Origin of the sequence: Paraburkholderia kururiensis JCM 10599 = LMG 19447 (assembly GCF_003986935.1) — a bacterium.
Taxonomy (GTDB): domain Bacteria; phylum Pseudomonadota; class Gammaproteobacteria; order Burkholderiales; family Burkholderiaceae; genus Paraburkholderia; species Paraburkholderia kururiensis.
Genome location: NZ_RJZE01000002.1, coordinates 34924 through 57802, shown reverse-complemented (window position 1 = coordinate 57802; position 22879 = coordinate 34924). Strand labels below are relative to the sequence as shown.

General features: G+C 66.2%; 15 protein-coding genes. 6 read left to right on the top strand and 9 right to left on the bottom strand.

Annotation, left to right across the window (positions count from 1 at the left end; all coding sequences use genetic code 11):
* Positions 1 to 69 precede the first annotated feature (69 nt).
* Positions 70 to 2001 carry an ATP-binding cassette domain-containing protein gene (locus PKKP23_RS02395; protein WP_126875866.1) on the bottom strand — a complete coding sequence of 644 codons (1932 nt, stop codon included), beginning with the start codon at positions 1999 to 2001 and terminating at the stop codon, positions 70 to 72.
* Positions 2002 to 2132: 131 nt separating this feature from the next.
* Between PKKP23_RS02395 and PKKP23_RS02390 the strand changes: the two genes are divergently transcribed.
* Complete coding sequence (locus PKKP23_RS02390) at positions 2133 to 2612, top strand: glutathione peroxidase (RefSeq protein ID WP_017778121.1); 480 nt, start codon at positions 2133 to 2135, stop codon at positions 2610 to 2612.
* 31 nt (positions 2613 to 2643) lie between these two features.
* Here PKKP23_RS02390 and cls read toward each other — a convergent pair whose 3' ends face one another.
* The 6 genes from cls to dapC all read right to left on the bottom strand — a co-directional run bounded on the left by cls (position 2644) and on the right by dapC (position 8991).
* Positions 2644 to 4080, bottom strand: a complete 1437-nt coding sequence (cls, locus tag PKKP23_RS02385) for a cardiolipin synthase (protein WP_126875664.1) — start codon at positions 4078 to 4080, stop codon at positions 2644 to 2646.
* A gap of 184 nt (positions 4081 to 4264) precedes the next feature.
* Positions 4265 to 5161 (bottom strand): 50S ribosomal protein L3 N(5)-glutamine methyltransferase, encoded by an 897-nt coding sequence (gene prmB / locus PKKP23_RS02380; RefSeq protein ID WP_126875663.1) that lies wholly within the window; start codon positions 5159 to 5161, stop codon positions 4265 to 4267.
* A gap of 38 nt (positions 5162 to 5199) precedes the next feature.
* Complete coding sequence (dapE, locus tag PKKP23_RS02375; RefSeq protein ID WP_126875662.1) at positions 5200 to 6339, bottom strand: succinyl-diaminopimelate desuccinylase; 1140 nt, start codon at positions 6337 to 6339, stop codon at positions 5200 to 5202.
* An 84-nt stretch (positions 6340 to 6423) separates the two neighbouring features.
* Positions 6424 to 6786 carry an ArsC family reductase gene (locus PKKP23_RS02370; protein WP_017778125.1) on the bottom strand — a complete coding sequence of 121 codons (363 nt, stop codon included), beginning with the start codon at positions 6784 to 6786 and terminating at the stop codon, positions 6424 to 6426.
* Between the two features lies 1 nt (position 6787).
* Positions 6788 to 7615 (bottom strand): 2,3,4,5-tetrahydropyridine-2,6-dicarboxylate N-succinyltransferase, encoded by an 828-nt coding sequence (gene dapD / locus PKKP23_RS02365; RefSeq protein ID WP_126875661.1) that lies wholly within the window; start codon positions 7613 to 7615, stop codon positions 6788 to 6790.
* Between the two features lie 146 nt (positions 7616 to 7761).
* Positions 7762 to 8991: a succinyldiaminopimelate transaminase gene (dapC, locus tag PKKP23_RS02360; protein WP_126875660.1), complete on the bottom strand. Its 1230-nt coding sequence runs from the start codon at positions 8989 to 8991 to the stop codon at positions 7762 to 7764.
* A gap of 418 nt (positions 8992 to 9409) precedes the next feature.
* On the opposite strand from dapC, the gene PKKP23_RS02355 reads away from it, so the two are divergent.
* The 5 genes from PKKP23_RS02355 to def all read left to right on the top strand — a co-directional run bounded on the left by PKKP23_RS02355 (position 9410) and on the right by def (position 18345).
* Complete coding sequence (locus PKKP23_RS02355; protein WP_126875865.1) at positions 9410 to 10396, top strand: DMT family transporter; 987 nt, start codon at positions 9410 to 9412, stop codon at positions 10394 to 10396.
* A gap of 154 nt (positions 10397 to 10550) precedes the next feature.
* Positions 10551 to 14069, top strand: a complete 3519-nt coding sequence (gene smc, locus PKKP23_RS02350) for a chromosome segregation protein SMC (RefSeq protein WP_126875659.1) — start codon at positions 10551 to 10553, stop codon at positions 14067 to 14069.
* A 130-nt stretch (positions 14070 to 14199) separates the two neighbouring features.
* Entirely contained in the window at positions 14200 to 15429 is a 1230-nt protein-coding gene (locus PKKP23_RS02345; protein ID WP_126875658.1) for a cell division protein ZipA C-terminal FtsZ-binding domain-containing protein, read from the top strand.
* A gap of 334 nt (positions 15430 to 15763) precedes the next feature.
* Positions 15764 to 17815: an NAD-dependent DNA ligase LigA gene (ligA, locus tag PKKP23_RS02340; protein WP_126875657.1), complete on the top strand. Its 2052-nt coding sequence runs from the start codon at positions 15764 to 15766 to the stop codon at positions 17813 to 17815.
* On the top strand, positions 17812 to 18345 hold the full coding sequence (gene def, locus PKKP23_RS02335) for a peptide deformylase (RefSeq protein ID WP_126875656.1): 534 nt from the start codon (positions 17812 to 17814) through the stop codon (positions 18343 to 18345). Before ligA ends, def begins: the two co-directional genes overlap by 4 nt.
* Positions 18346 to 18405: 60 nt before the next feature.
* Here the strand turns inward: def and PKKP23_RS02330 are convergent, their stop codons facing one another.
* Together PKKP23_RS02330 and PKKP23_RS02325 are read right to left on the bottom strand one after the other, a co-directional pair.
* Positions 18406 to 20280 (bottom strand): pseudouridine synthase, encoded by a 1875-nt coding sequence (locus PKKP23_RS02330; protein ID WP_126875655.1) that lies wholly within the window; start codon positions 20278 to 20280, stop codon positions 18406 to 18408.
* An 8-nt stretch (positions 20281 to 20288) separates the two neighbouring features.
* Entirely contained in the window at positions 20289 to 22862 is a 2574-nt protein-coding gene (locus PKKP23_RS02325) for a [protein-PII] uridylyltransferase (RefSeq protein WP_126875654.1), read from the bottom strand.
* Positions 22863 to 22879: the final 17 nt, after the last annotated feature.

Genomic DNA, 22879 nt, shown 5'->3' with positions numbered 1-22879 from the left:
CAATCTCCTTGTCGACGACGATGGGGCGTGCTCCGGGCGCCATATGACGCGGCCGGCTCGCGCCGTTCGTTAACCGATCTGCTCCAGTTCCTCGTGCGCATCGAGCCATTGCGCTTCCAGTGCTTCGATCTGCCCGGCCACCTCACCCTGCCGACGGATCGCCTCGGTCAGCCGGGCCTTGTGCTGTGCTTCGTAGCTCGCGGGATCGGCAACGAACGCATCGAGCGAGGCTTTCTCGGCGTTGAGTGAGTCCATTTCCTTTTCGATCTTCGCGATGCGAGTCTGCAGCGGCTTTTTCAGCTGCGACAGCTTCTGCCTTGTTTCGGCTTCCTGGCGCCGCAGGTCCTTGCGGTTCTGAGAACCTTCGGCCGCCGCTTGCGGCGCCTCGCTTGCCTTGAGCGCGGCACGTTGCTGCGCAGCATGCTCGAGCAGCCAGTTGCGGTAATCGTCGAGATCGCCATCGAACGGTTGCAGGCGATGCTTCGCCACCAGCATGAACTCGTCCGTGGTGGCGCGCAGCAGGTGGCGGTCGTGCGAAACGACGATCAGCGTGCCTTCGAACTGCGCAAGCGCCATGGTGAGCGCATGACGCGTTTCGAGGTCGAGGTGGTTGGTCGGCTCGTCGAGCAGCAGCAGATTCGGCTTCTGCCAGATGATGAGCGCGAGCGCGAGGCGCGCCTTCTCGCCGCCTGAGAACGGCGCGATGGGCGCGGTGGCCATGTCGCCCGCGAAGTTGAAGCTGCCGAGGAAATCGCGCAGTTCCTGTTCGCGCGTGTCCGGCGCGAGACGCGCGAGATGTTGGAGCGGCGAATCGCTCGGGCGCAGCGTTTCGAGTTGATGTTGCGCGAAGTAGCCGATCTGCAGCCCCTTGCCCGTGCGCAACTCGCCCGCAAGCGGCGCGAGCGTGCCGGCCAGTGTCTTGATCAGCGTCGACTTGCCCTGGCCGTTCGCGCCCAGCAGACCGATGCGCTGACCGTTCTGGATGGAAAGCGTCACACCCTCCACGATGGGAATTTCGCCGCCGTCCGCCGCGCGATAGCCGCAGCGCACGCCTTCCATCACCATCATGGGGTTCGGTGCGGAATCGGGCTGACGGAACTCGAACGTGAACGGCGAAGCGGCGTGCGCGGGCGCGATGAGTTCCATCTTTTCGAGCGCCTTCACGCGGCTCTGCGCCTGGCGGGCCTTCGTCGCCTTCGCCTTGAAGCGGTTGATGAAGCTCTGCAGGTGCGCCACGGTCTTCTGCTGCTTCTCGTAAGCGCTTTGCTGCAAGGCGAGTTGCTGCGCGCGCAGAATCTCGAACTGCGAATAGTTGCCGCCGTACCGTTTGATCTGCCGCTGCTCGAGGTGCAGCGTGACGTTGCAGACCGAATCGAGAAACTCGCGATCGTGCGAGATCACGACCAGCGTGCCGGGATAGCGGCGCAGCCACTCTTCCAGCCACACGATGGCGTCGAGGTCGAGGTGGTTGGTGGGCTCGTCGAGCAGCAGCAGGTCCGAGCGGCACATCAGCGCCTGCGCGAGGTTCAGGCGCATGCGCCAGCCGCCGGAGAAGCTGCTGACCGGCTGGCGCGTCTGTTCGAGCGTGAAGCCGAGGCCCAACAGCAGCGCTTCGGCGCGAGCCGGCGCGGTGTAGCCGTCCGCGTCCGCGAAGGCAGCGTGGGCTTCCGCTTCGGCGGTGCCGTCGTGGGCGGCGGATGCCGCTGCGATACGCGCTTCGATGTCGCGCAGTGCCGCATCGCCGTCCAGCGTGTAGTCCAGCGCGCTTTTGTCGACTGCCGGCGTTTCTTGAGCGACATGAGCGATCTGCCACGAAGGCGGTATCGAAAAGTCGCCGGCGTCCGCGTGCAGTTCGCCGCGCAACACGGCAAACAAGGTCGATTTGCCGGCGCCGTTCGCGCCGACGAGCCCGGCCTTTTCGCCGGGATTCAGCGTGAACGACGTCTGATCGAAAAGCGGCTTCGTGCCGCGCGTAAGACTGAACTGGTTAAAGCGGATCACAACGAGGCCCGGCGCTGACAAAAACGCTATTCTAGACTGTGCTACCCGCTCGGAGGATCGGCCGGACGGCCAGGGGCGCGCGCGGGCCTTTTCGCTTAGACTGGCGCTACTTTTTTGCGAGGAAAGCACAGATGACTTCGATCTACTCGTTCTCGGCTGCCGCGTTGAACGGCGAGCCGGTCAGCCTCGAGCGCTATCAGGGCAAGGTGATGCTGATCGTCAACACGGCGAGCGAATGCGGGTTCACGCCGCAATATGCCGGTCTGCAGCAACTGCACGAGCAATACGCGGCGCGCGGCCTCGCGGTGCTCGGTTTTCCGTGCAATCAGTTCGGCAAGCAGGAGCCGGGCGACGCGGCGCAGATCGGCAGCTTCTGCGAAAAGAACTACGGCGTGTCGTTCCAGATGTTCGACAAGATCGACGTGAACGGTGCGGGCGCGCACCCGCTGTATCGTTTCCTCACGGAAGAGGCGCCCGGTCTGCTTGGGCTCGAAGCGATCAAGTGGAACTTCACCAAGTTTCTGGTCGACCGCAACGGCAACGTCGTAAAGCGCTACGCGCCCGTCACGAAGCCCGAATCCATCGCGGCCGATATCGAAAAGCTGCTGTAGCGCGAGCGGCGCGCCGAGCCTGCTCGCGCCGCTAAAGGATAGGCGCGAAGAGCCGCGCCACGTGCATGGTCATCTTTCGCCACGCGGGCGCATTGCGGTACTCGGTACGATCGATCTCGAACGCTTCGTCGAAGTCGTGCTGCAGCATGGCCTCCACCTCGGCGGCGAAGGCCTGGTCCACGGTCAGCACCATGATTTCGAAATTAAGGCGGAACGACCGGTTGTCGAGATTCGCGCTGCCTACCGCGGCTGCCACGTCGTCGATCAGTACCACCTTCTGGTGCAGGAAGCCCGGCCGGTAGCGAAAGATGCGAATGCCTGCCCGTATCGCGTCCCAGGCGTAGAGCTTCGAGGCTTCGAACACCACGTAGTGATCGCGCCGACTGGGGATCATGATGCGCACGTCCACGCCGCGCAGCACGGCCAGCCGCAACGCCGAGAACACGGCTTCGTCGGGCACGAGATAGGGCGTCGTGATCCAGATGCGCTTGCGTGCCGCATTGATCGCCTCCACGAAAAAGAGCGAGCAGGTTTCCTGGCGGTCCGCCGGGCCGCTTGGCAGCACGAGGCAATGCATGTCGTCGCTGTGCGTGGCAGGCGGCGAGTCAAGCGGCGGCAACTGCTGGGTAGCCCAGTACCAGTCTTCGGTGAATACGAACTGGATGCTCGCAACCGCGGGACCGCGCACTTCGATGTGCGTATCGCGCCACGGCGAGAGCCTCGGGTTGGCGCCCAGATACTCGACGCCCACGTTGTGGCCGCCCACGAAGGCGCGCGCGCCATCGACCACCACGATCTTGCGGTGATTGCGGAAGTTGAGCTGAAACCGGTTGACGAAGCGCCGGTTTGTCGCGAACGGGTGCACCTCCACGCCGCCCGCGCGCAGCGCGGACACGTAGCGATGCGGCAGATCGAAACTGCCGATGCTGTCATAGAGGAAGTACACGCGTACGCCGCGTTTCGCGCAGGCGAGCAGCACGTCTTTGAGCATTTCGCCCAGCGCGTCGGCGCGCACAATGAAGAACTGCACGATCACATAGCGCTCGGCCTCGCCGATTGCCTCGAGGATGGCCGCGAACGTCGCGTCGCCGTTCACGAGCGTGCGCACGGTGTTGCCCGGCAGGAACGGCATGCCGCCGAGGCGCGTGAACGAGCGGATCACGCTCGTCCCCAGCGCGTCGGCAGGCTTGGCGCCCGACGAGCCCATCGAATCCCACTCGGGCGGATGAGCGCGCGAGCGCAGCGATTCGTTGCGCAGGCGCCGGGCGTCGGCGTAGCCCTCGAACTTGCTGCGGCCGAGGAACAGATAGGGAATCAGCGTGAAGTAGGGCATCGCCGTGAGCGAGACGGCCCACGCGATTGCGCCTTGCGAGGTGCGGGTGTTGAGGATGGCGTGGCACGCCGCGATGACGCCGAGGATATGCGCGAGCGCGACGAATGTGCCGAGATGGAGCAGATCGAATTGCATACCGGCGTACAGGGACTCCTGAACCGCTGCGCGCCGGCTGGCGCGCAGGCCCGCCCATCTTACCGGATGGTGTTGCGCCGCGGCTGTCGAGACCACTTGTGCCCTGACAGAAGGCGCGGCGATGCATCACGTGGTAGCGCGGCCGCTCGGACCCAGCGGCCGTCGGCCGGTCACTCGGCCTCGTTCAGCCCGGCAGGTCCGCGGCCTGGATCAGGAACACGTTGTCGTCGCCGGCGCTCGTCGGCAGCCAGACCAGATCGAGCCCGCCGAACGCCGCTTCGACATTCGCGCGCTCGTTACCGATCTCGACCACGAGCACGCCTTCGTCTGTCAGCCAGCGGCGCGCCTCGCCGATGATGCGGCGGACAATGTCCATGCCGTCGGCACCGCCCGCGAGTGCCATTTCCGGTTCGTGCCGGTACTCGGCGGGCAGCGTCTGCATCGATTCCGCGTTGACGTACGGCGGATTCGTGATGATGAGGTCATAGCGGCGCTCGGGCAGCGGGGCGAACAGATCGCCCTGAAAGAGCGAGATGCGCTCGTCGAGGTCGTGCTCATGGACGTTGCGTGCCGCGACTTCGAGCGCCGGCGCCGAGAGGTCCACGGCATCGATGTCCGCGTTCGGGAACGCGTGGGCGGCGAGCACGGCGAGGCAACCCGAGCCCGTGCAAAGTTCAAGCACCGCGCCGACCAGTTCCGGGTCTTCGACGTAGGGCTGCAAGCCGTCCTGCAGCAGCTCGCCGATGAATGAGCGCGGCACGATCACGCGCTCGTCCACGTAAAAGCGCACGCCGTGCATCCATGCTTCGTGCGTGATGTAGGCGGCCGGCACGCGCTCGGTGGCGCGGCGCTCGATTACGCCGAGCACGGTCGTCGTTTCCTCGGCTGTGAGGCGCGCGTCGAGAAACGGATCGAGCAGGTCGAGCGGCAGATGCAGCGTGTGGAGAATCAGATACGCGGCTTCGTCGTAGGCGTTCGTGGTGCCGTGGCCGAACGCCAGTTCGGCTTCGTTGAAACGTGTGACCGCGTAACGCAGCAGGTCGCGCACGGTCTGGAAGGTGGCGCAAAGCGGATGCGGCATGGTGGACTCCTCGTGTCGTGTCGGCGTGCGTGGTCGCATCAGGCGATCAGCTGTTCGAGCACGCGCCGGTAGACATTCTTGAGCGGTTCGACGAAGGCTACGTCGATATGCTCGTCGATCTTGTGGATGCTGCCGTTCGGCGGCCCGAATTCGACCACCTGCGGGCAGATGCGTGCGATGAAGCGGCCGTCCGAGGTGCCGCCCGTGGTGGAGAGTTCGGTGGTGACACCGGTCTCGTCGCGAATCGCCTTCTCGAGCGCGCTCGACAACTCGCCGTGCGGCGTGAGGAACGGCAGGCCGCTCACGGTCCATTGAAGATCGTAGTCGAGCCCATGGCGGTCGAGGATCGCGTGCACGCGCTGCTGCAGTCCTTCCACCGTGCTCGCGGTCGAGAAGCGGAAGTTGAAGAGCACGTCGGCGTGGCCCGGAATCACGTTGCTCGCGCCCGTGCCGCTGTGCAGGTTCGACACCTGCCACGTGGTGGGCGGAAAGTATTCGTTGCCGTCGTCCCAGCGTTCGGCTACGAGTTCGGCCAAGGCCGGCGCCAACAGATGAACGGGATTCTTCGCGAGGTGCGGATACGCGATATGCCCCTGCACGCCCTTGATGGTGAGCTTGCCGCTCATCGAGCCGCGCCGGCCGTTCTTCACGACGTCGCCGAGCGTGGCCGTGGACGTGGGTTCGCCGACGATGCAGTAGTCGAGCCGCTCGCCGCGCGCTTCGAGCAGGTCGACCACCTTGACGGTGCCATCCGTGGCCGGGCCTTCCTCGTCGCTCGTGATGAGGAACGCAACGGAGCCGCGATGCTGCGGATGCGCCGCCACGAATTCTTCGCTTGCCACGACGAAACCGGCGAGCGACGTCTTCATGTCCGCGGCGCCGCGACCGTAGAGCTTGCCGTCGCGAATGGCGGGCACGAACGGCGGCGAACGCCATTGTTCGAGCGGGCCGGTCGGCACGACGTCGGTGTGGCCCGCGAAGGCGAGCAGCTTGCCGTTGGTGCCGTCGGTGCCGCGCTTGACGGCCCAGAGATTGGTGACGCCGTGCGACTCGATGGTTTCGCACGCGAAGCCCAGCGGCGCGAGGCGCTCGATCAGGATCTGCTGGCAGTGCTGATCGTCGGGCGTGACCGATGCGCGGGCAATCAGCTGTTCGGTAAGGGCGAGGGTGCCGGACATGGGAACGAGGCTTCCGATAAGAAAATTGCCGGCCCGCGGGCCGGCAACAGCATGGGTTACAGACGGCGCCAAAGCGCCGCCGCGCTAGGCGAAGAGCGCCGCATAGTGGTCGGCCGAGAAGCCGAGCGTTTTCACGTGCCCGTCCACGACTACCACGGGGCGTTTGATGACGGAGGGCTTCTCGATCATCAGCGCGATCGCGCCGGCCTCGTTCTGCGCCGCGGCCTTCGCGTCGTCGTCGAGGCCGCGCCACGTCGTGCCGCGCCGGTTCACGAGCGTGTCGAGCGGCACTTGCTTCAACCAGCCCTTGAGAAGCGGCGCCGTGACGCCGGCTTTCTTGAAGTCGTGGAACTCGAACGCGACGCCGTGCTCTTCAAGCCACACGCGCGCCTTCTTCACCGTGTCGCAGTTCGGAATGCCGTAGACGACCGTTTTGCCCGCGGCCATCTCAGTCGCCCCGCAGCAGTTCGTTCAGCCCGACCTTCGCGCGCGTCTTCGCGTCCACCTTCTTCACGATCACGGCGCAGTAGAGGCTGTGCGAACCGTCCTTCGACGGCAGGTTGCCCGCCACCACGACGGAGCCCGCAGGAATGCGGCCATAGGTCACTTCGCCGGTTTCGCGGTCGTAGATCTTGGTGCTCTGGCCGAGGTAGACGCCCATCGAGATCACCGAGTTCTCTTCGACGATCACGCCTTCCACCACTTCCGAGCGCGCGCCGATGAAGCAGTTGTCCTCGATGATGACGGGGTTGGCCTGCAGCGGCTCCAGCACGCCGCCGATGCCCACGCCGCCCGACAGGTGCACGTTCTTGCCGATCTGCGCACACGACCCGACGGTGGCCCACGTGTCGACCATCGTGCCTTCGTCCACGTAAGCGCCGATGTTCGTGTACGACGGCATCAGCACGACGTTCTTCGCGATAAACGAGCCGCGGCGCGCAATGGCGGGCGGCACGACGCGAAACCCGCCCGCGGCGAAGTCTTCGGTCGTGTAGTTGGCGAACTTCGAGGGCACTTTGTCGTAGAACTGGGAGTAGCCGCCCGCCGGCATCGGCACGTTGTCTTCCAGGCGAAACGACAGCAGCACCGCCTTCTTCAGCCACTGGTTGACGATCCACTGGCCGTCTTTCTTTTCGGCGACGCGCAGTGTGCCGCGGTCGAGTTGCTCGATGGCGTGCGCGACGGCGTCACGCACTTCCGGAGAGGCCGATTTCGGCGACAGCTCGGCGCGGTTGTCCCAGGCGGTGTCGATGATCTGCTGAAGTTGTTGCGACATGTTCGTGGTTGCTGGAAGTGAAAGACAGTGGAAGAGAAGCGTGGCGCCTCGCCGTTGGCTGCAGGGGCGCCGCTTGTGCGGTGCCGTAGCGCCGCGCGCGGCCGGTGTCCGGCGCCTCGACGGTGCCCGGTGCGTCTCGGATCGGCTTAGCTCGCCGCGCAAAGCGCGCGGCAGAACGAAACGATCCGCCTCGCGCCCTCGACGCATTCGTCGACGCCGGCGACGAGCGCCAGACGGACGAAATCGCGCCCTGGATTGACGCCATGTGCGGTGCGTGCGAGATACGAGCCCGGCAGAACCGTCACATTATAGTCGGCGTACAGTTGCCGGGCGAAGGCGGTATCCGAAAGGCCAGTGCGCGCCACGTTCGCCCAGAGGTAGAACGCGGCGTCGGGCATGCGCACGTCGAGGACATCCGCGATCATCGGCGTGACCGTGGAAAACTTCTGCACATACTTCGCGCGGTTCTCGCGCACGTGGGCCTCGTCGTTCCATGCGGCGATGCTGGCGCTTTGCCAGACCGTCGAGAGCGCCGCACCGTGGTAGGTGCGGTAGAGCAGGAACGGCTTGAGGATGGCGGCGTCGCCCGCGACGAAGCCCGAGCGCATGCCGGGCACGTTCGAGCGCTTCGAGAGGCTCGACAGCATCACGAGACGATCGAATCCGCGCCCGAGCCGGTGTGCCGCCTCGAGTCCGCCGAGCGGCGGCGCGTTCTCGTCGAAGTAGATTTCCGAATAGCACTCGTCGGAAGCGATCACAAAGCCGTACCGGTCCGACAGCGCGAAGAGTTCGCGCCAGTCGTCGAGCGTGAGCACCGCGCCCGTCGGGTTGCCCGGCGAGCAGACGTAAAGCAGCTGGGTGCGCGCCCAGATGTCGTCGGGCACGGCCGAGTAGTCGCAGGCGAAATTGCGCGCCGGATCGCTGTTGGCGAAATACGGCTCGGCACCCGCGAGCAGCGCCGCACCCTCGTAGATTTGGTAGAACGGGTTCGGACAGAGTACGATCGGCCGTTTCGCGGGATCCTTGACACCAGCGGTCGGATCGACCACCGCCTGCGCGAGCGCGAAGAGCGCTTCGCGCGAGCCGGAAACCGGCAGTACCTGCGTCTTCGCATCGACAGCCGGCAGGCCGTAGCGCTGCGTGACCCAACGCGCGATGGTCTCGCGCAGCGCGTCTGATCCTGCCGTAGCGGGATAGGCCGACAGGCCGTCGAGCGAAGCGATCACTGCCTCGCGCACAAGCGCGGGCGTAGGATGTTTGGGCTCCCCGATGCCGAAGCTGATGTGGCGCAGGCCGTGCGGCGGCGTGACGTCGGCGAAGAGCGTGCGCAGCTTTTCGAAGGGATAGGACTGAAGGGTGTCGAGGAGCGGGTTCACTTGGCGGATCAGGGCTGATCGAAGACGTACAGCGACAGGTGAGCGAGGTACGCGCCGGCCACCATGGAAGCCGGCCCGACGCAGATGCAGCGAGCCGCGAGGCGTGCGGTTGCTGCGGCGAACTTCAAGCGGGCGATTATAGCGTGGAGTGCCGGGAACGCGAGGGGTTGGGCCAGCCAGTCAAGGCGGTACGCCGCCCGGAATGCCCCGCGAAAACACGAAGACACGAAGACACGAAAGGATGCAGATTGACGTTACCGAGCAATGAGAGTGTGGACCACGGTCAGGTAGCGGAAGGCCGCGGAGGTTGGCCGCAATGAATGACCGGATTCGTTCAGACACGCGCACAAACGCGCGCCCGAATACGCCGACAAACGGTGCCGCGAGTTGGTCCACCAGTTGGCCCACGCTCGCGATCATGCTGGGCGCTTCGGTGTGGGGCATGGTCTGGTACCCGCTGCGCATGCTGGCGTCCCTCGGCGTGACAGGCACCGCCGCGAGCGCGGCGACGAGCGCCGCCGGCTGCCTCTTCGTGCTCGCGCTGCGCCGTCGCGCGATTGCGAGCGTGCGGTGGCACTGGATCTTGCCGGCGCTCGGGCTCGCGGCCGGCGTGACCAACCTCGGCTTCGTTTGGGGCTCGATTCACGGCGAAGTAATGCGGGTGCTGCTGCTCTTCTATCTGACGCCGGCATGGACCGCGCTCTTTGCGCATTTCATTCTGCACGAGCGGCTGACGTGGGGCGGCGCCGGTCTCGCGGCGCTGTCGCTGGGCGGCGCGATGCTGATGCTGTGGTCGCCGCAGGCCGGCCTGCCGGTGCCCGCCAACGCGGCGGAATGGGGCGGCCTCGCCGGCGGCATGGGTTTTGCCCTGAGCAACGTGTTGATCCTCAAGGCGAGCCGGGTGCTGCCGCAGATGAAACCGGAAATGCGCACGGCGACGATCTTCGGCGGGGCCGCGCTCTTCAGCGCCTGTGCGTCGTTGTTCGAGCCGATGCCTGCGCCGCCCGCGGGCGGCCATCTGGCTATCGCGGCACTGCTCGTGCTGGCGCTCGGGTTCGTGCTGGCGTCGAACAACATGCTCGTCCAGTACGGGCTCGCTCGCGTGCCGGCTAATCGCGCATCCATCATCATGCTGTTCGAACTCGTCGTGACCGCGCTCACCGCGTGGCTCTTCGCCGGCGAAGTGCCGGGCCCGCGCGAATGGGCGGGCGGTGCGTGCATCGTGCTCGCCTCGCTGCTTTCGAGCTGGATACATCGCGATACGAGTCAGCAGCAGGGCCAGCAGGAGGGCGACCAGAAGGGCGACGGGCCGGGCGGCGAACAGGGCACCGAAGACCGGCGCGAGCCGGAAAGCGGTCCGGACGGGCGCACGCCCCGTCGGAATCGATCACGCGCGATGGTATGATTGCCGCTACCCGCCGCAGGTGCGCTGTCTCGCGTGCCTGCGGCGTATCCGTATGGCGCTCCGTCAACGGAAAACGCGCGCCGCGCCGGCGGCGCCGCGTTCCGGCACGGGGCGCGATCCAGTTTTCAATCCCTTATAAATCAGCGATATCGCCGTGCGTCTGACCTCGATAAAACTCGCTGGCTTCAAGTCATTCGTCGATCCCACGCATTTTCAGGTTCCGGGCCAGCTCGTCGGCGTGGTCGGTCCCAATGGGTGCGGCAAGTCCAACATCATCGACGCCGTGCGCTGGGTGCTCGGCGAGTCGCGCGCCTCGGAACTGCGCGGCGAGTCGATGCAGGACGTGATCTTCAACGGCTCGACTGCGCGCAAGCCGGGCAGCCGCGCAAGCGTCGAACTCGTGTTCGACAATGCGGACGGCCGCGCCGCGGGCCAGTGGGGCCAGTATGCCGAGATCGCCGTCAAGCGCGTGCTGACGCGCGACGGCACGTCGAGCTACTACATCAACAACCTGCCGGCGCGCCGCCGCGACATCCAGGACATCTTCCTCGGCACCGGTCTCGGGCCGCGTGCGTACGCGATCATCGGCCAGGGCATGATCGCGCGCATCATCGAGGCGAAGCCCGAAGAGCTGCGCGTGTTCCTCGAAGAGGCCGCGGGCGTGTCGAAGTACAAGGAGCGCCGCCGCGAGACGGAAAACCGGCTGCACGACACGCGCGAGAACCTCACGCGCGTCGAAGACATCATCCGCGAACTGACCACGAACCTCGACAAGCTCGAGGGCCAGGCCGTGGTGGCCACGAAGTTTCGCGAACTGCAGTCCGATGGCGAAGAGAAACAGCGCCTGTTGTGGCTGTTGCGCAAGAACGAGGCGGCGAGCGAGCAGCAGCGCCAGCAGCGCGCCATCGAGCAGGCGCAGATCGACCTCGAAGCGCATACCGCGCAGTTGCGCGAAGTGGAGGCGCAACTCGAAACGCTGCGCGTCGCCCATTACTCCGCGACCGACGCGATGCAGGGCGCACAGGGCGCGCTCTACGAAGCCAACGCCGAGGTGAGCCGGCTCGAAGCCGAGATCAAGTTCATCGTCGAGTCGCGTAACCGGGCACAGGCGCAGATCGCAGCGCTCACGGCGCAGCGCGAGCAATGGCTCGCGCAGGCCCAGAAGGCCCAGGGCGACCTGGAAGACGCCGAAGAACAGCTCGCGATCGCCGAGGAAAAAGCGACGCTCGCCGAGGATGACGCCGCCGCGAAGCACGACGCGCTGCCCGCGCTCGAAGCGCGCTGGCGTGACGCCCAGGGGCAGCTCAACGACGAGCGCGCGGGCATCGCGCAAACCGAGCAGGCTATCAAGCTGGAAGCTGCCCACCAGCGCAACGCGGATCAGATGCTGCAACAGCTTCAGCAGCGCGAGGAGCGGTTGAAGGCCGAGGCAAGTGGTCTCGACGCCCCGGACGAGGCGCAGCTCGAAGAACTGCGCATGCAACTCGCCGAGCACGAGGAAATTCTGCGTGACGCCCAGGACCAGCTCGCAGAAGCGCAGGAAACGGTGCCGCGTCTCGACGCCGAGCGCCGCGCCGCCCATGAGCGCGTGCAGGCCGAAAGCGCGCAGATCCACCAGCTTGAAGCCCGTCTTGCGGCGTTGAAGCAGCTCCAGGAAAACGTCCAGACCGAGGGCAAGATCCAGCCGTGGCTCGAGAAGCACGAACTCGCCACCCTGCCGCGCCTGTGGAAGAAGCTGCACGTCGAGGCTGGCTGGGAAACGGCGCTCGAAGCGGTGCTGCGCGAGCGGCTGGCGGCGCTCGAAGTCTCGAATCTCGACTGGGTGAAGGCGTTCGCTACCGACGCGCCACCCGCCAAGCTCGCGTTCTATTCCCCGCCTGTGGCCGGTCAGCCGGTGGCGGCAACGGCGGCGCTGAATCCGCTGCTGTCGCTCGTGCGTATCGACGACGCGGGGCTGCGTGCGGTGCTCAACGACTGGTTGGGCCAGGTGTTCGTTGCCGACGACCTTGCGCAAGCGCTCGCCCAGCGTTCGCAGTTGCCCGAGGGCGGCGCCTTCGTCGTGAAGGCCGGTCACGTGGTGACGCGCGTGGGCGTGCAGCTCTATGCGGCCGATTCCGAGCAGGCCGGTATGCTCGCGCGGCAGCAGGAAATCGAGAACCTCACGCGCCAGGTGCGCGCTCAGGCGCTGCTCGCCGACGAGGCGAAGGCCGCAGCGATCCGCGCCGAAGCAGCGCATACGCAAGCAGCCCAGGCGCTCGCCGACGTGCGCGCGCAGGCCGAACGCGCCACGCAGCGCGTGCACGCGCTGCAGCTGGATGTACTGAAGCTCACTCAGGCGCACGAGCGCTACACGGCGCGCAGCACGCAGATTCGCGAAGAACGCGAAGAAATCGCTGCACAGATTGAAGAGCAGCGTGGCCTGCGGGCCGAGTCGGAAGCGAATTTCGAGCGTCACGACGCAGAGCTCGCCGAGTTGCAGGCCCGCTACGAAGACAACCAGCTCGCATTCGAAGCGCTCGACGAAGAGTTGACCGCTGCGCGTGGTGCAGCGCGCGACCTGGAGCGCGCCGCGAACGACGCGCGCTTTGCCGCGCGCAACATGGCCAACCGTATCGACGAGCTTCGGCGCAGCATCCAGGTGGCGCACGAGCAGAGCGAGCGGGTGGCAGCTTCGCTCGAGGACGCCCGTGCGGAACTCGAAACGATCAATGAGCAGACCGCGCACACCGGTCTGCAGGACGCGCTCGACATTCGTTCGCAGAAGGAAGAGGCATTGCGCCTGGCGCGCATGGAGCTCGACGATCTGACGGCCAGGCTGCGTCAGGCCGACGAAACGCGCCTCACCGCCGAGCGCGCACTGCAGCCGCTGCGCGACCGCATCACCGAATTGCAGCTGAAAGAGCAGGCCGCGCGTTTGAGCGGCGAGCAGTACGTCGAGCAGCTGCAAGCCGCCGGCGTGGACGAAGCTGCGCTGCAAGCCAAGCTCACGCCGGATCTCAAACCGTCGTATCTGCAGGGCGAAGTGACGCGCATCAACAACGCGATTGCGGCACTCGGGCCGGTCAACATGGCCGCGCTCGACGAACTGGCTTCGGCGAAGGAGCGCAAGACCTTCCTCGATGCGCAGTCCGCTGACTTGACGAGCGCGATCGAAACGCTCGAAGACGCGATCCGCAAGATCGACCAGGAAACGCGCACGCTGCTGCAAGGCACGTTCGACGAGGTGAATCGCCACTTCGGCGAGCTTTTCCCGCGACTCTTCGGCGGTGGCCAGGCGCGGCTGATGATGACGGGCGACGAGATTCTCGACGCCGGCGTGCAGGTGATGGCGCAGCCGCCGGGCAAGAAGAACTCGACCATTCATCTGCTCTCGGGCGGCGAGAAAGCGCTCACGGCCACGGCGCTCGTGTTCGCGATGTTCCAGCTGAATCCGGCACCGTTCTGTCTGCTCGACGAGGTGGACGCGCCGCTCGACGACGCGAATACCGAACGTTTTGCCAACCTGGTGCGCGCGATGTCGGACAAGACGCAGTTCCTGTTCATCTCGCACAACAAGATTGCGATGGAAATGGCGCAGCAGTTGATTGGCGTGACGATGCAGGAGCAGGGCGTGTCGCGTATCGTCGCGGTCGACATGGAAACGGCTGCTGGTTTCGCCCAGAATAACGTTTAATTGGCGAGCGCCGCGCCGGCGCGCATGGCGGACGGGCGGCGCAGCGCTGTGCCGGACGGTCGCGGCGCCGCATCGCAGACGATGCCTTGTGCGGCGCATCGCTCGAAGAAGAATTGCTGATGGAGCATGCATGGACGAGTTGACCCTCGGTTTGACCGGCGCGGGTGCCGTGGTGGTGGCGGGCGTGGTGGCGTACAACGCCTGGCAGGCAGCGAAGGTGCGCCGCAGAATGCCGAGGCCGATGCCGGCCGAGACGGCGGAAACGCTGGCCCGCGAAGATCACGAGAACCAGAGCCCATTCATCGAGCCCGCGCAGCCGGTGACGCGCCGCGAGCCCACGCTGGCGGGCGGCCAGGGCGACGAAGCGGAAGAGCGGATCGAGCCGGGCTTCGGAGCAGCGGCGCCGCTCGATACGCCCGCCGATATTCAGGCAGAGACCACGTCGCCCAATGGCGGCTTTGTCGAACCGCGGTCTGCCGAAAGCGATGACGAACGCACCGAACCGGTGCTGCCCGCCGCCACGACTATTTCCGCTGCGCCGCCGGCCGTGGTGGACCGCCGCATCGACTGCATCGTGCCGATCCGGCTTGCGGGCTCCGTACCGGGCGAGCGCATCATTCCGCTTGCGCAGCGGCTTCGCCGGGCCGGCAGCAAGCCCGTGCATATCGAGGGCAAGCCGGAGGGCGACGGCGCCTGGGAACTGCTGCAGAACGGCGTGCGCTATGAAGAACTGCGCGCAGCAGCGCAGCTTGCCAACCGCAACGGGCCGCTCAACGAACTGGAGTTCTCCGAGTTCGTTTCGGGCGTGCAGCAATTCGCCGATGCGCTCGACGCGGCACCCGAGTTTCCCGACATGATGGAGACCGTATCGATGGCACGCGAACTGGATGGCTTCGCTGCACAGTGCGACGCGCAACTCTCGATCAACGTGATGTCGGACGGCGCGCCGTGGTCGGCCAACTACGTGCAGGCGGTCGCTTCCCAAGACGGCCTGCTGCTTTCGCGCGATGGCACACGTTTTGTGAAGCTCGACGCGAAGCAAAGCCCCGTGTTCATGCTGCAGTTCGGCGACACCAACTTCCTGCGCGACGACCTCACCTACAAGGGTGGCCAGATGATCACGCTGGTGCTCGACGTACCGGTGGCCGACGAGGACATCCTGCCGTTCCGCCTGATGTGCGACTACGCGAAGTCGCTCGCAGAGCGCATTGGCGGGCGCGTGGTGGACGACCAGCGCCGTCCGCTGCCCGAGGCCGCGTTCCTTGCCATTGAAAAGCAGCTGATGACGCTCTACGCGAAGCTGGAGCAGGCCGGCATTCCCGCTGGCTCCGCGGCCACGCGACGGCTTTTCAGTCAGTAACGCCAGCAGTCGGTTCACTCTATTCCCTCCTTTGCATCTTCATGGCCCGCTCACCGCAAACGGTGGGCGGCGGCAGGCTCCGGCGTTCGGTTGCTGCACAGGTCGTTGCGAGCCTGACAGGCTGGGCGCTTTCCCGTTAAGCCGGCCCGTGACACGCTTTCATCCGGCGTGTTCGCGAAGCGCTGTCGATCGCTGGTAGTGCTCGCCGCCGCACGTACGAAGAGACAATAGCGGCCCGCACCCAGAGCGTGAAGCTGTCCTTTTGGCCGATGCCACGGCGGCGGCTTCCTGCGATAATCTGACGACTCAATTTCCTTGCGAACCTGCCCACAGCATGGCCCGAACGACTGCCCGCGAACCCGTCCACGCATCCGCTGCCGAGCGCGCCGCATGGCTGCGCAACGAGCTCGAACGCGCGAATTACGCGTACTACGTGCTCGATCAGCCGGAACTGCCGGACGCCGAGTACGACAGGATGTTCGTCGAGCTGCAGCAGATCGAGGCCGAGCATCCGGATCTGATCACGCCGGAATCGCCTACCCAGCGTGTGGGCGGCGAGGTGGCGAGCGGTTTCGAGCCCGTCGTGCACGACGCACCCATGCTGTCGCTGAACAACGGTTTCGAGGACGAGGACATCGTCGCGTTCGACCGGCGCGTGTGCGAGACACTCGATATAGCTCACGCCGATTACGCGTGTGAGCTGAAATTCGACGGGCTCGCCATCTCGCTGCGCTATGTCGATGGGCAATTCGTGCAGGCCGCTACGCGAGGCGACGGCACGACGGGCGAGAACGTCACCGAGAACGTCCGCACGATTCGCTCCATTCCGCTCAAGCTCAAGGGCAAGCGCGTTCCCAGGGTGCTCGACGTGCGCGGCGAAGTGCTGATGTTCCGCCGTGACTTCGAACGCCTCAACGAGCGTCAGCGCGAGGCCGGGCAGCGCGAATTCGCAAACCCGCGCAATGCTGCGGCGGGCAGCTTGAGGCAGCTCGATACGCGCATCACGGCGCACCGTCCGCTATCGTTTTTTGCTTATGGCATCGGCGTGCTCGATGGCATGGAGATGCCCGCGACCCACAGCGAACTGCTCGACTGGTACGTGGACCTCGGGTTGCCCGTGAACAGCGAGCGGCGTGTGGTGCAGGGCGCGGAAGGACTGCTTGGCTTCTTTCGCGCGATCGGGGAGAAGCGCGACAACCTGCCGTATGACATCGACGGCGTCGTCTACAAGGTGAACCGCCGGGACCAGCAGGACACGCTCGGTTTCGTTTCGCGTGCGCCGCGCTTCGCGCTCGCGCACAAGTTCCCTGCCCAGGAAGCGCTGACGAAGCTCCTGGCCATCGACGTGCAGGTAGGCCGCACGGGCGCGATTACGCCGGTGGCGCGCCTTGAGCCGGTGTTCGTGGGCGGCGTGACGGTCACGAATGCGACGCTGCACAACGAGGATGAGGTGCGCCGCAAGGACATCCACATCGGCGATACGGTCGTGGTACGGCGCGCTGGCGACGTGATTCCGGAAGTGGTGAGCGTGGTGCTGGATCGGCGTCCCGCTAACGCGCGTGCATTCGTTATGCCCACGCATTGCCCGGTATGCGGCTCGCGCATCGAGCGGCTGCCCGACGAGGCCATCGCGCGCTGCACGGGCGGGCTCTTTTGCCCAGCGCAACGCAAGCAGGCGCTATGGCATTTCGCGCAGCGTCGCGCCATGGACATCGATGGTCTGGGCGAGAAGGTGATCGACCAACTTGTCGAACAGAACCTCGTGCGTACGCCGGCCGACCTGTTCAGCCTGGGCTTTTCCACGCTTGCAGCGCTCGATCGCTTCGCGGACAAGTCGGCGCAGAATCTGCTGGATTCGCTCGAAAAGGCAAAGAAGACGACGCTCGCGCGGTTCCTCTACGCACTCGGTATCCGTCATGTGGGTGAGTCCACGGCGAAAGACCTCGCGAAGCACTTCGGTTCGCTCGATCCCGTCATGAACGCGTCGGTGGAAGAACTCCTGGAGGTGAACGACGTAGGTCCTGTGGTGGCCGAGTCGATTCACCAGTTCTTTGCCGAGGAGCACAACCGCACCGTGATCGAGCAACTGCGGGCGCCGGGTCGGGTGACCTGGGCAGAAGGGCCGCCTGCGCCCAGAGCGCCACAAGGCATGCTGGCCGGCAAAACGGTGGTGCTGACGGGCACGTTGCCGACCCTCACGCGCGAAGCGGCGAAGGAAATGCTGGAGGCCGCGGGCGCAAAGGTGGCCGGATCGGTGTCGAAAAAAACGGATTACGTGGTCGCAGGTGCGGACGCGGGCAGCAAGCTCGCGAAAGCCGAGGAACTCGGCGTTCCCGTACTCGACGAAGAAGGTATGCGCAAGCTGCTGGAGGGTCACACGCCATGATTCGCGAAATTCTCAGAATGGGCGATCCGCGCCTGCTCGGCATCGCGCGCCCGGTCGATCATTTCGACACGCCCGAGCTGCATGAGCTCATCGCCGATATGTTCGACACCATGCACGAGGCGAACGGTGCCGGGCTTGCCGCACCACAGATCGGCGTCGATTTGCAGGTGGTGATTTTCGGTTTCGGCCAGAACGAGCGTTATCCCGACGCGCCGCCTGTGCCCGAAACGGTCCTCATCAATCCGATCATCCACCCGGTGTCGCAGGATCAGGAGGAAGGCTGGGAAGGCTGCCTCTCGGTGCCCGGCCTGCGCGGGATGGTGAACCGGTTCTCGATGATCCGCTACGAAGGCTTCGATCAGTTCGGCAAACCGATCGATCGCGTCGCAGAGGGTTTTCACGCACGCGTGGTGCAGCACGAATGCGATCACCTGATCGGCAAGCTGTACCCGATGCGGATCACGGACTTCTCGAAGTTCGGTTTTACCGATGTCCTGTTTCCGGACCTCGATCCGGGTCAGGACGATTGATGTGATTGGTGTGACCGGCGCGCAGCAGGGCGAGTTGCCTGCTGCGCGCCTTGGGGACGGTCAGAACGATTCGTCCGGCGTCATGTAACGCCATTGGCCTTGCGGCAGCGCGCCCAGCGTCACCCGGCCCATCCGCACGCGTTTGAGGCCCACCACCTTCAGGCCTACCAGCTCGCACATGCGGCGAATCTGCCGCTTCTTGCCTTCGCGCAGCACGAAGCGCAGTTGTTCGCCGTTCTGCCAGCTGACCATGGCTGGCTTGAGTGGGGCGTCGTCAAGCGCAAGGCCGTGACGCAGCATCGCGAGGCTTTCCGCCGGGAAGTGCTGGTCGATGTCGGTGCTCAAGTCGCCGTACGTCACGCGCACGAGGTACTCCTTGTCGACGTCGGACTGTTCGCCGATCAATTGCTTTGCGACGCGGCCGTCCTGGGTCAGCACGAGCAGACCAGTCGAATCGATGTCGAGGCGGCCTGCGGGCGCGAGCGTGCGCAGATGCAAAGGCGAAAAGCGGATACCGGAGCGGTCGCCGTCCCAGTGATTGGCGGGCGTGACGAGCGTCGCCGCAGGAGGGTAGCCGTCCTCAGCCTGTCCGGAGACGAAGCCAACCGGTTTGTGCAGCAGGATCGTTACCTGGCGCGCCTGGGCTGCGCGCGCCGCCGGGTTGATCTCGATCTGCTGCTCGGGGCGCACCTTGGCCCCGAGCGTATCCACGAGCACGCCATCCACGAGCACCCAGCCTTTCTCGATCCACTCGTCGGCTTCCCGCCGCGAACACAGGCCGAGTTCCGACATGCGCTTCGACAGGCGCAGCGTGCCCGGCTCGTCTTCATGGAAGCGGACGGCTTCAGGACGAGACGAGGGCTTCGCCTTCGCGGGCGCCGCCTCGGCTCGAGTGGACGGTCGACGGGCAGGCTTGCCTGCCGCGGGCGCGCCGCGGTCGCTTCGTTGGTCGCCGCCGCGGTTGCCACCGTCCCGACGGTCCTCCCGATACGCGCCTTTCACGGGCTTCGCATAGGGCCGCCCGGAGTGATCTGCGCCCGAGGAGCCGGCGCGTGGCGAGCGCTCGAATCGACCAGTGCGCGATTCGGCGTCTCGAGCAGGCGTGTCCGATCTTCGGCCGCCCCCGCCGAAACCTCGCGCCGGTTCGTCGCGCCGGGGCGAGGATGAAGGCGCTGAAGAGGGCGCGCGGCGAGGGCGGTCCGTTGCCGCCGAGCCGCGCACGCCGTCCGTCCTGCGTGCCGCGTCGGTTCGCGGTCCGTCCGTTCGCCGGACAGCCCGGCGCGCACCCTCGGCGTCGCGCGTTGGCCCGCGCGAATCTTCGGCTCTGCGGTTCGTGGCACGGTAGGCACCCTCGGCTTCACGAGCTGGGCCGCGCGGTCTGCGTTCGCCGGCTGGTCCAAACCCTGACTTTTCGGCGCGTCGGCGCTCAGCTCCTGTCGGCTGATCCGACGCAGCGCCCGCGCGGGGCCGCGATGGGCGATCTCCGCCTGCTTCTGTACGAGTCTTGAATTTCCCGTCGGAGCGCCCAAACCCCGATGCGCGTGGTGCGCCCGGCCCTGTGGCTGTGCGATTGCGTCCACCCTCGCGTGCCGCATCGGCTGCGCCGGCCGATCGAACCGTTCCCCGGTCATTCCTGCGATCGCCCGCGCGGTCGCCCCATTTTGCGCCGGTCCCCGCCGAAGCCTTTGCGGCCGGCCGAGGCCGTTTCACGCCCGCATCGGCTGCGCCGGGCTTCGAGCCCGATCGAGGACGCGTTCCGGTTGCCGTGCCCGCGCCGCGTTTTGCGCCGGCAAATTTCGGTGCGCCTGCGCCAGCCCCCGACGGAGTCGTCGTGGCCGGGCGGCTGGGTTTGCGCGCGGTTGCGCTACCGGAACGAACGGGGGCGCGCTCGGGCGCCGTCGGCCGCGGATGCTTGGCTGTCAGTTTGACTCGCATGGATTTTTTCAGACTGCGATCGCGCGCAGCAGCTCGGTTTCGACTTGAATCTGGAGCCGGTTGTCGGACAGCCCGTGTCCGTCCAGCAGAAACACGTCTTCGACGCGTTCGCCGAGCGTGTTGATCCGCGCCGCATGGACGCCGACCCGGTGCTCGGCCAGCACGCGCGCGATCGAATAGAGAAGGCCCGGCCGGTCGTTGGCCGACACGGAAAGGATGTAGTACTGACCGCGCTCGTCGGCCCGCAGGTCGACGCGCGGCGTAATGGGGAAGGTGCGCGACAGGCGCGACAGGCGCCCCTTCGACGGCTCGGGCAGCAGCGTGCCGGGAGCGGCCAGCCGCGCCGTCAGCTCCTGCTCCACGAGGTTCGCGATGTCGCGATAGTGGACGTCGCCTTCGGTGTATGCGACGAGAAAGTTGTCGAGCGCGTAGCCGTGTTTCGTGGTGCTCACGCGCGCGTCGAGCACCGAGAGGCCGTTGCGGTCGAAATACGCGCAGATGCCGGCGAAGAGGTCAGGGCGGTCCTTCAGGTAGACGAGCACCTGCAACGCCTCGCCGATCGGCGACGGGCGCGCGCGCACCACGGGCGCCTCCGCCTGCACATGGCGATACAGCACACGCGTTTGCCACGCGATGTCGGCTGCGTCGTGGCGCAGGAAGTAGCCCACGTCGAGCTGATCCCAGAGCGCACGATGCGCGTGCTCGGGCACGGTTTCGAGCCGCAGCAGCGCGAGCGCCTCTTCCTGGCGCGACTTGAGCTCCGAGTGCGCGTCCGGGCGGGCGCCGCCCAGCACGGCCAGTGTTGCGCGATACAGGTCCTCGAGCAGCTTGCCCTTCCAGTTGTTCCATACCTTCGGGCTCGTGCCGCGGATATCGGCCACGGTCAGCAGGTAAAGCGCCGTGAGCCGGCGCTCGGTGCCGACCAGCTCCGCGAAGCGCCGGATCACCTCCGGGTCGCTCGTGTCCTGCTTCTGCGCGACATGGCTCATCGTGAGGTGGTGCTGTACGAGCCAGACCACGAGCGCTGCGTCGTCGCCTTCGATGCCGTGTTCCCGGCAGAAACGCCGCGCGTCGGCCATGCCGAGCGTGGAGTGATCGCCGCCGCGGCCCTTTGCGATGTCGTGAAAGAGCGCTGCCACGTAGAGCACCCAGGGCCGCTCGAAGTTGGCGATCAACTGGCTGCAGAACGGATACTCGTGCGCGTGTTCCGGCACGGCGAAGCGGCGCAGGTTGCGCAGCACCATCAGGATGTGTTGATCGACTGTGTAGACGTGATACAGGTCGTGCTGCATCTGGCCGACGATGCGCCGGAAGTTCAGCAGATAGCGGCCCAGCACGCTCGTCTGGTTCATGAGACGCATGGCGTGCGTAATGCCCTCGGGCGCCTTCAGGATTTCCATGAAGATGCGCCGGTTTTCGGGGTCCCGGCGCCAGTGCTGGTCCATCGCGTCGCGTGCGTTGTAGAGCGCGCGCAGCGTGCGTGCCGACAGGCCTTTCACGCCCGGCGTCTTCTCGTAGAGCAGGAAAGCTTCGAGGATGGCATGCGGTTCGCGCTGGAACACGTCGTCGCTGGCAATTTCGAGCATGCCCTGCTTTTCGACGAAGTGGTCCGAGAGCACCCGCGTGATGCCGCTCGTCTTCGGGAAGAGCTGGGCCTCGATGTTCTGGATCAGGATGGTCGAGAGCTGCGTGACTGCCTTGGCGGCCCAGTAGTAGCGGCGCATCAGCTGCTCGCTGGCACGCCTCGCCCCGCTTGCGCGATAGCCGAAACTCTCGGCCACGGGCGTTTGCAGGTCGAATACGAGAATGTCCTGGCGGCGTCCCGAAACGACATGCAGCCGGGCGCGCAGCGATTTGAGAAAACGCTCGTTGCGGCGCAGCTCGCGCGCTTCGCGGCCGGTGATGAGCCCGCGCTGGTCGAGTTCGCGCCAGCTGCTGCCGAAGCCCGCGGCCTGGGTGATCCAGAGGATCAGTTGCAGGTCGCGCAGGCCACCCGGGCTTTCCTTCACGTTCGGTTCGAGCGCGTAAGGCGTGTCCTGGAACTTCGCGTGGCGCTGGCGCATTTCCAGCACCTTCGCCTGGAAGAACGCGCGCGGGTCGAGCCCGGCGTGGTAGCAGTGCGAGAAGTCGTCGAAGAGACCGGCGCTGCCTGTGATGAACCGTGCTTCGAGCAGCGAGGTGCGCACCGTGACGTCGTTCGCGGCTTCCTCGACGCATTGCGACACCGTGCGCACGCTGCTGCCCAGTTCCAGCCCGAGGTCCCAGGCAAGGCCGATGAAGCGCTCGATGCGCGCCTCCACGTGCGGCGGGTCGTCAGGCAGCAACACCAGGATGTCGACGTCCGAATGCGGTGCGAGTTCGCCGCGCCCGAATCCGCCGACGGCGGCGAGCGTCAGCGCGTCTGGCAGCTCGCAGGCTTGCCAGGCGCGGCGCAGCGTGTCGTCGGTGAGACGCGCGAGCGCCCGCATCAGGGCATCGACGTTGGTGGCGGTGCGGAACCGCTCGAGCAGGGCGGCTTTGGCCGCCTTGTAGTCCGTCCTGAGCGAAGACGTATCGGGAAGGGCGACAGCGGGAACACTCATGGGCGGGCGTGTCGAGA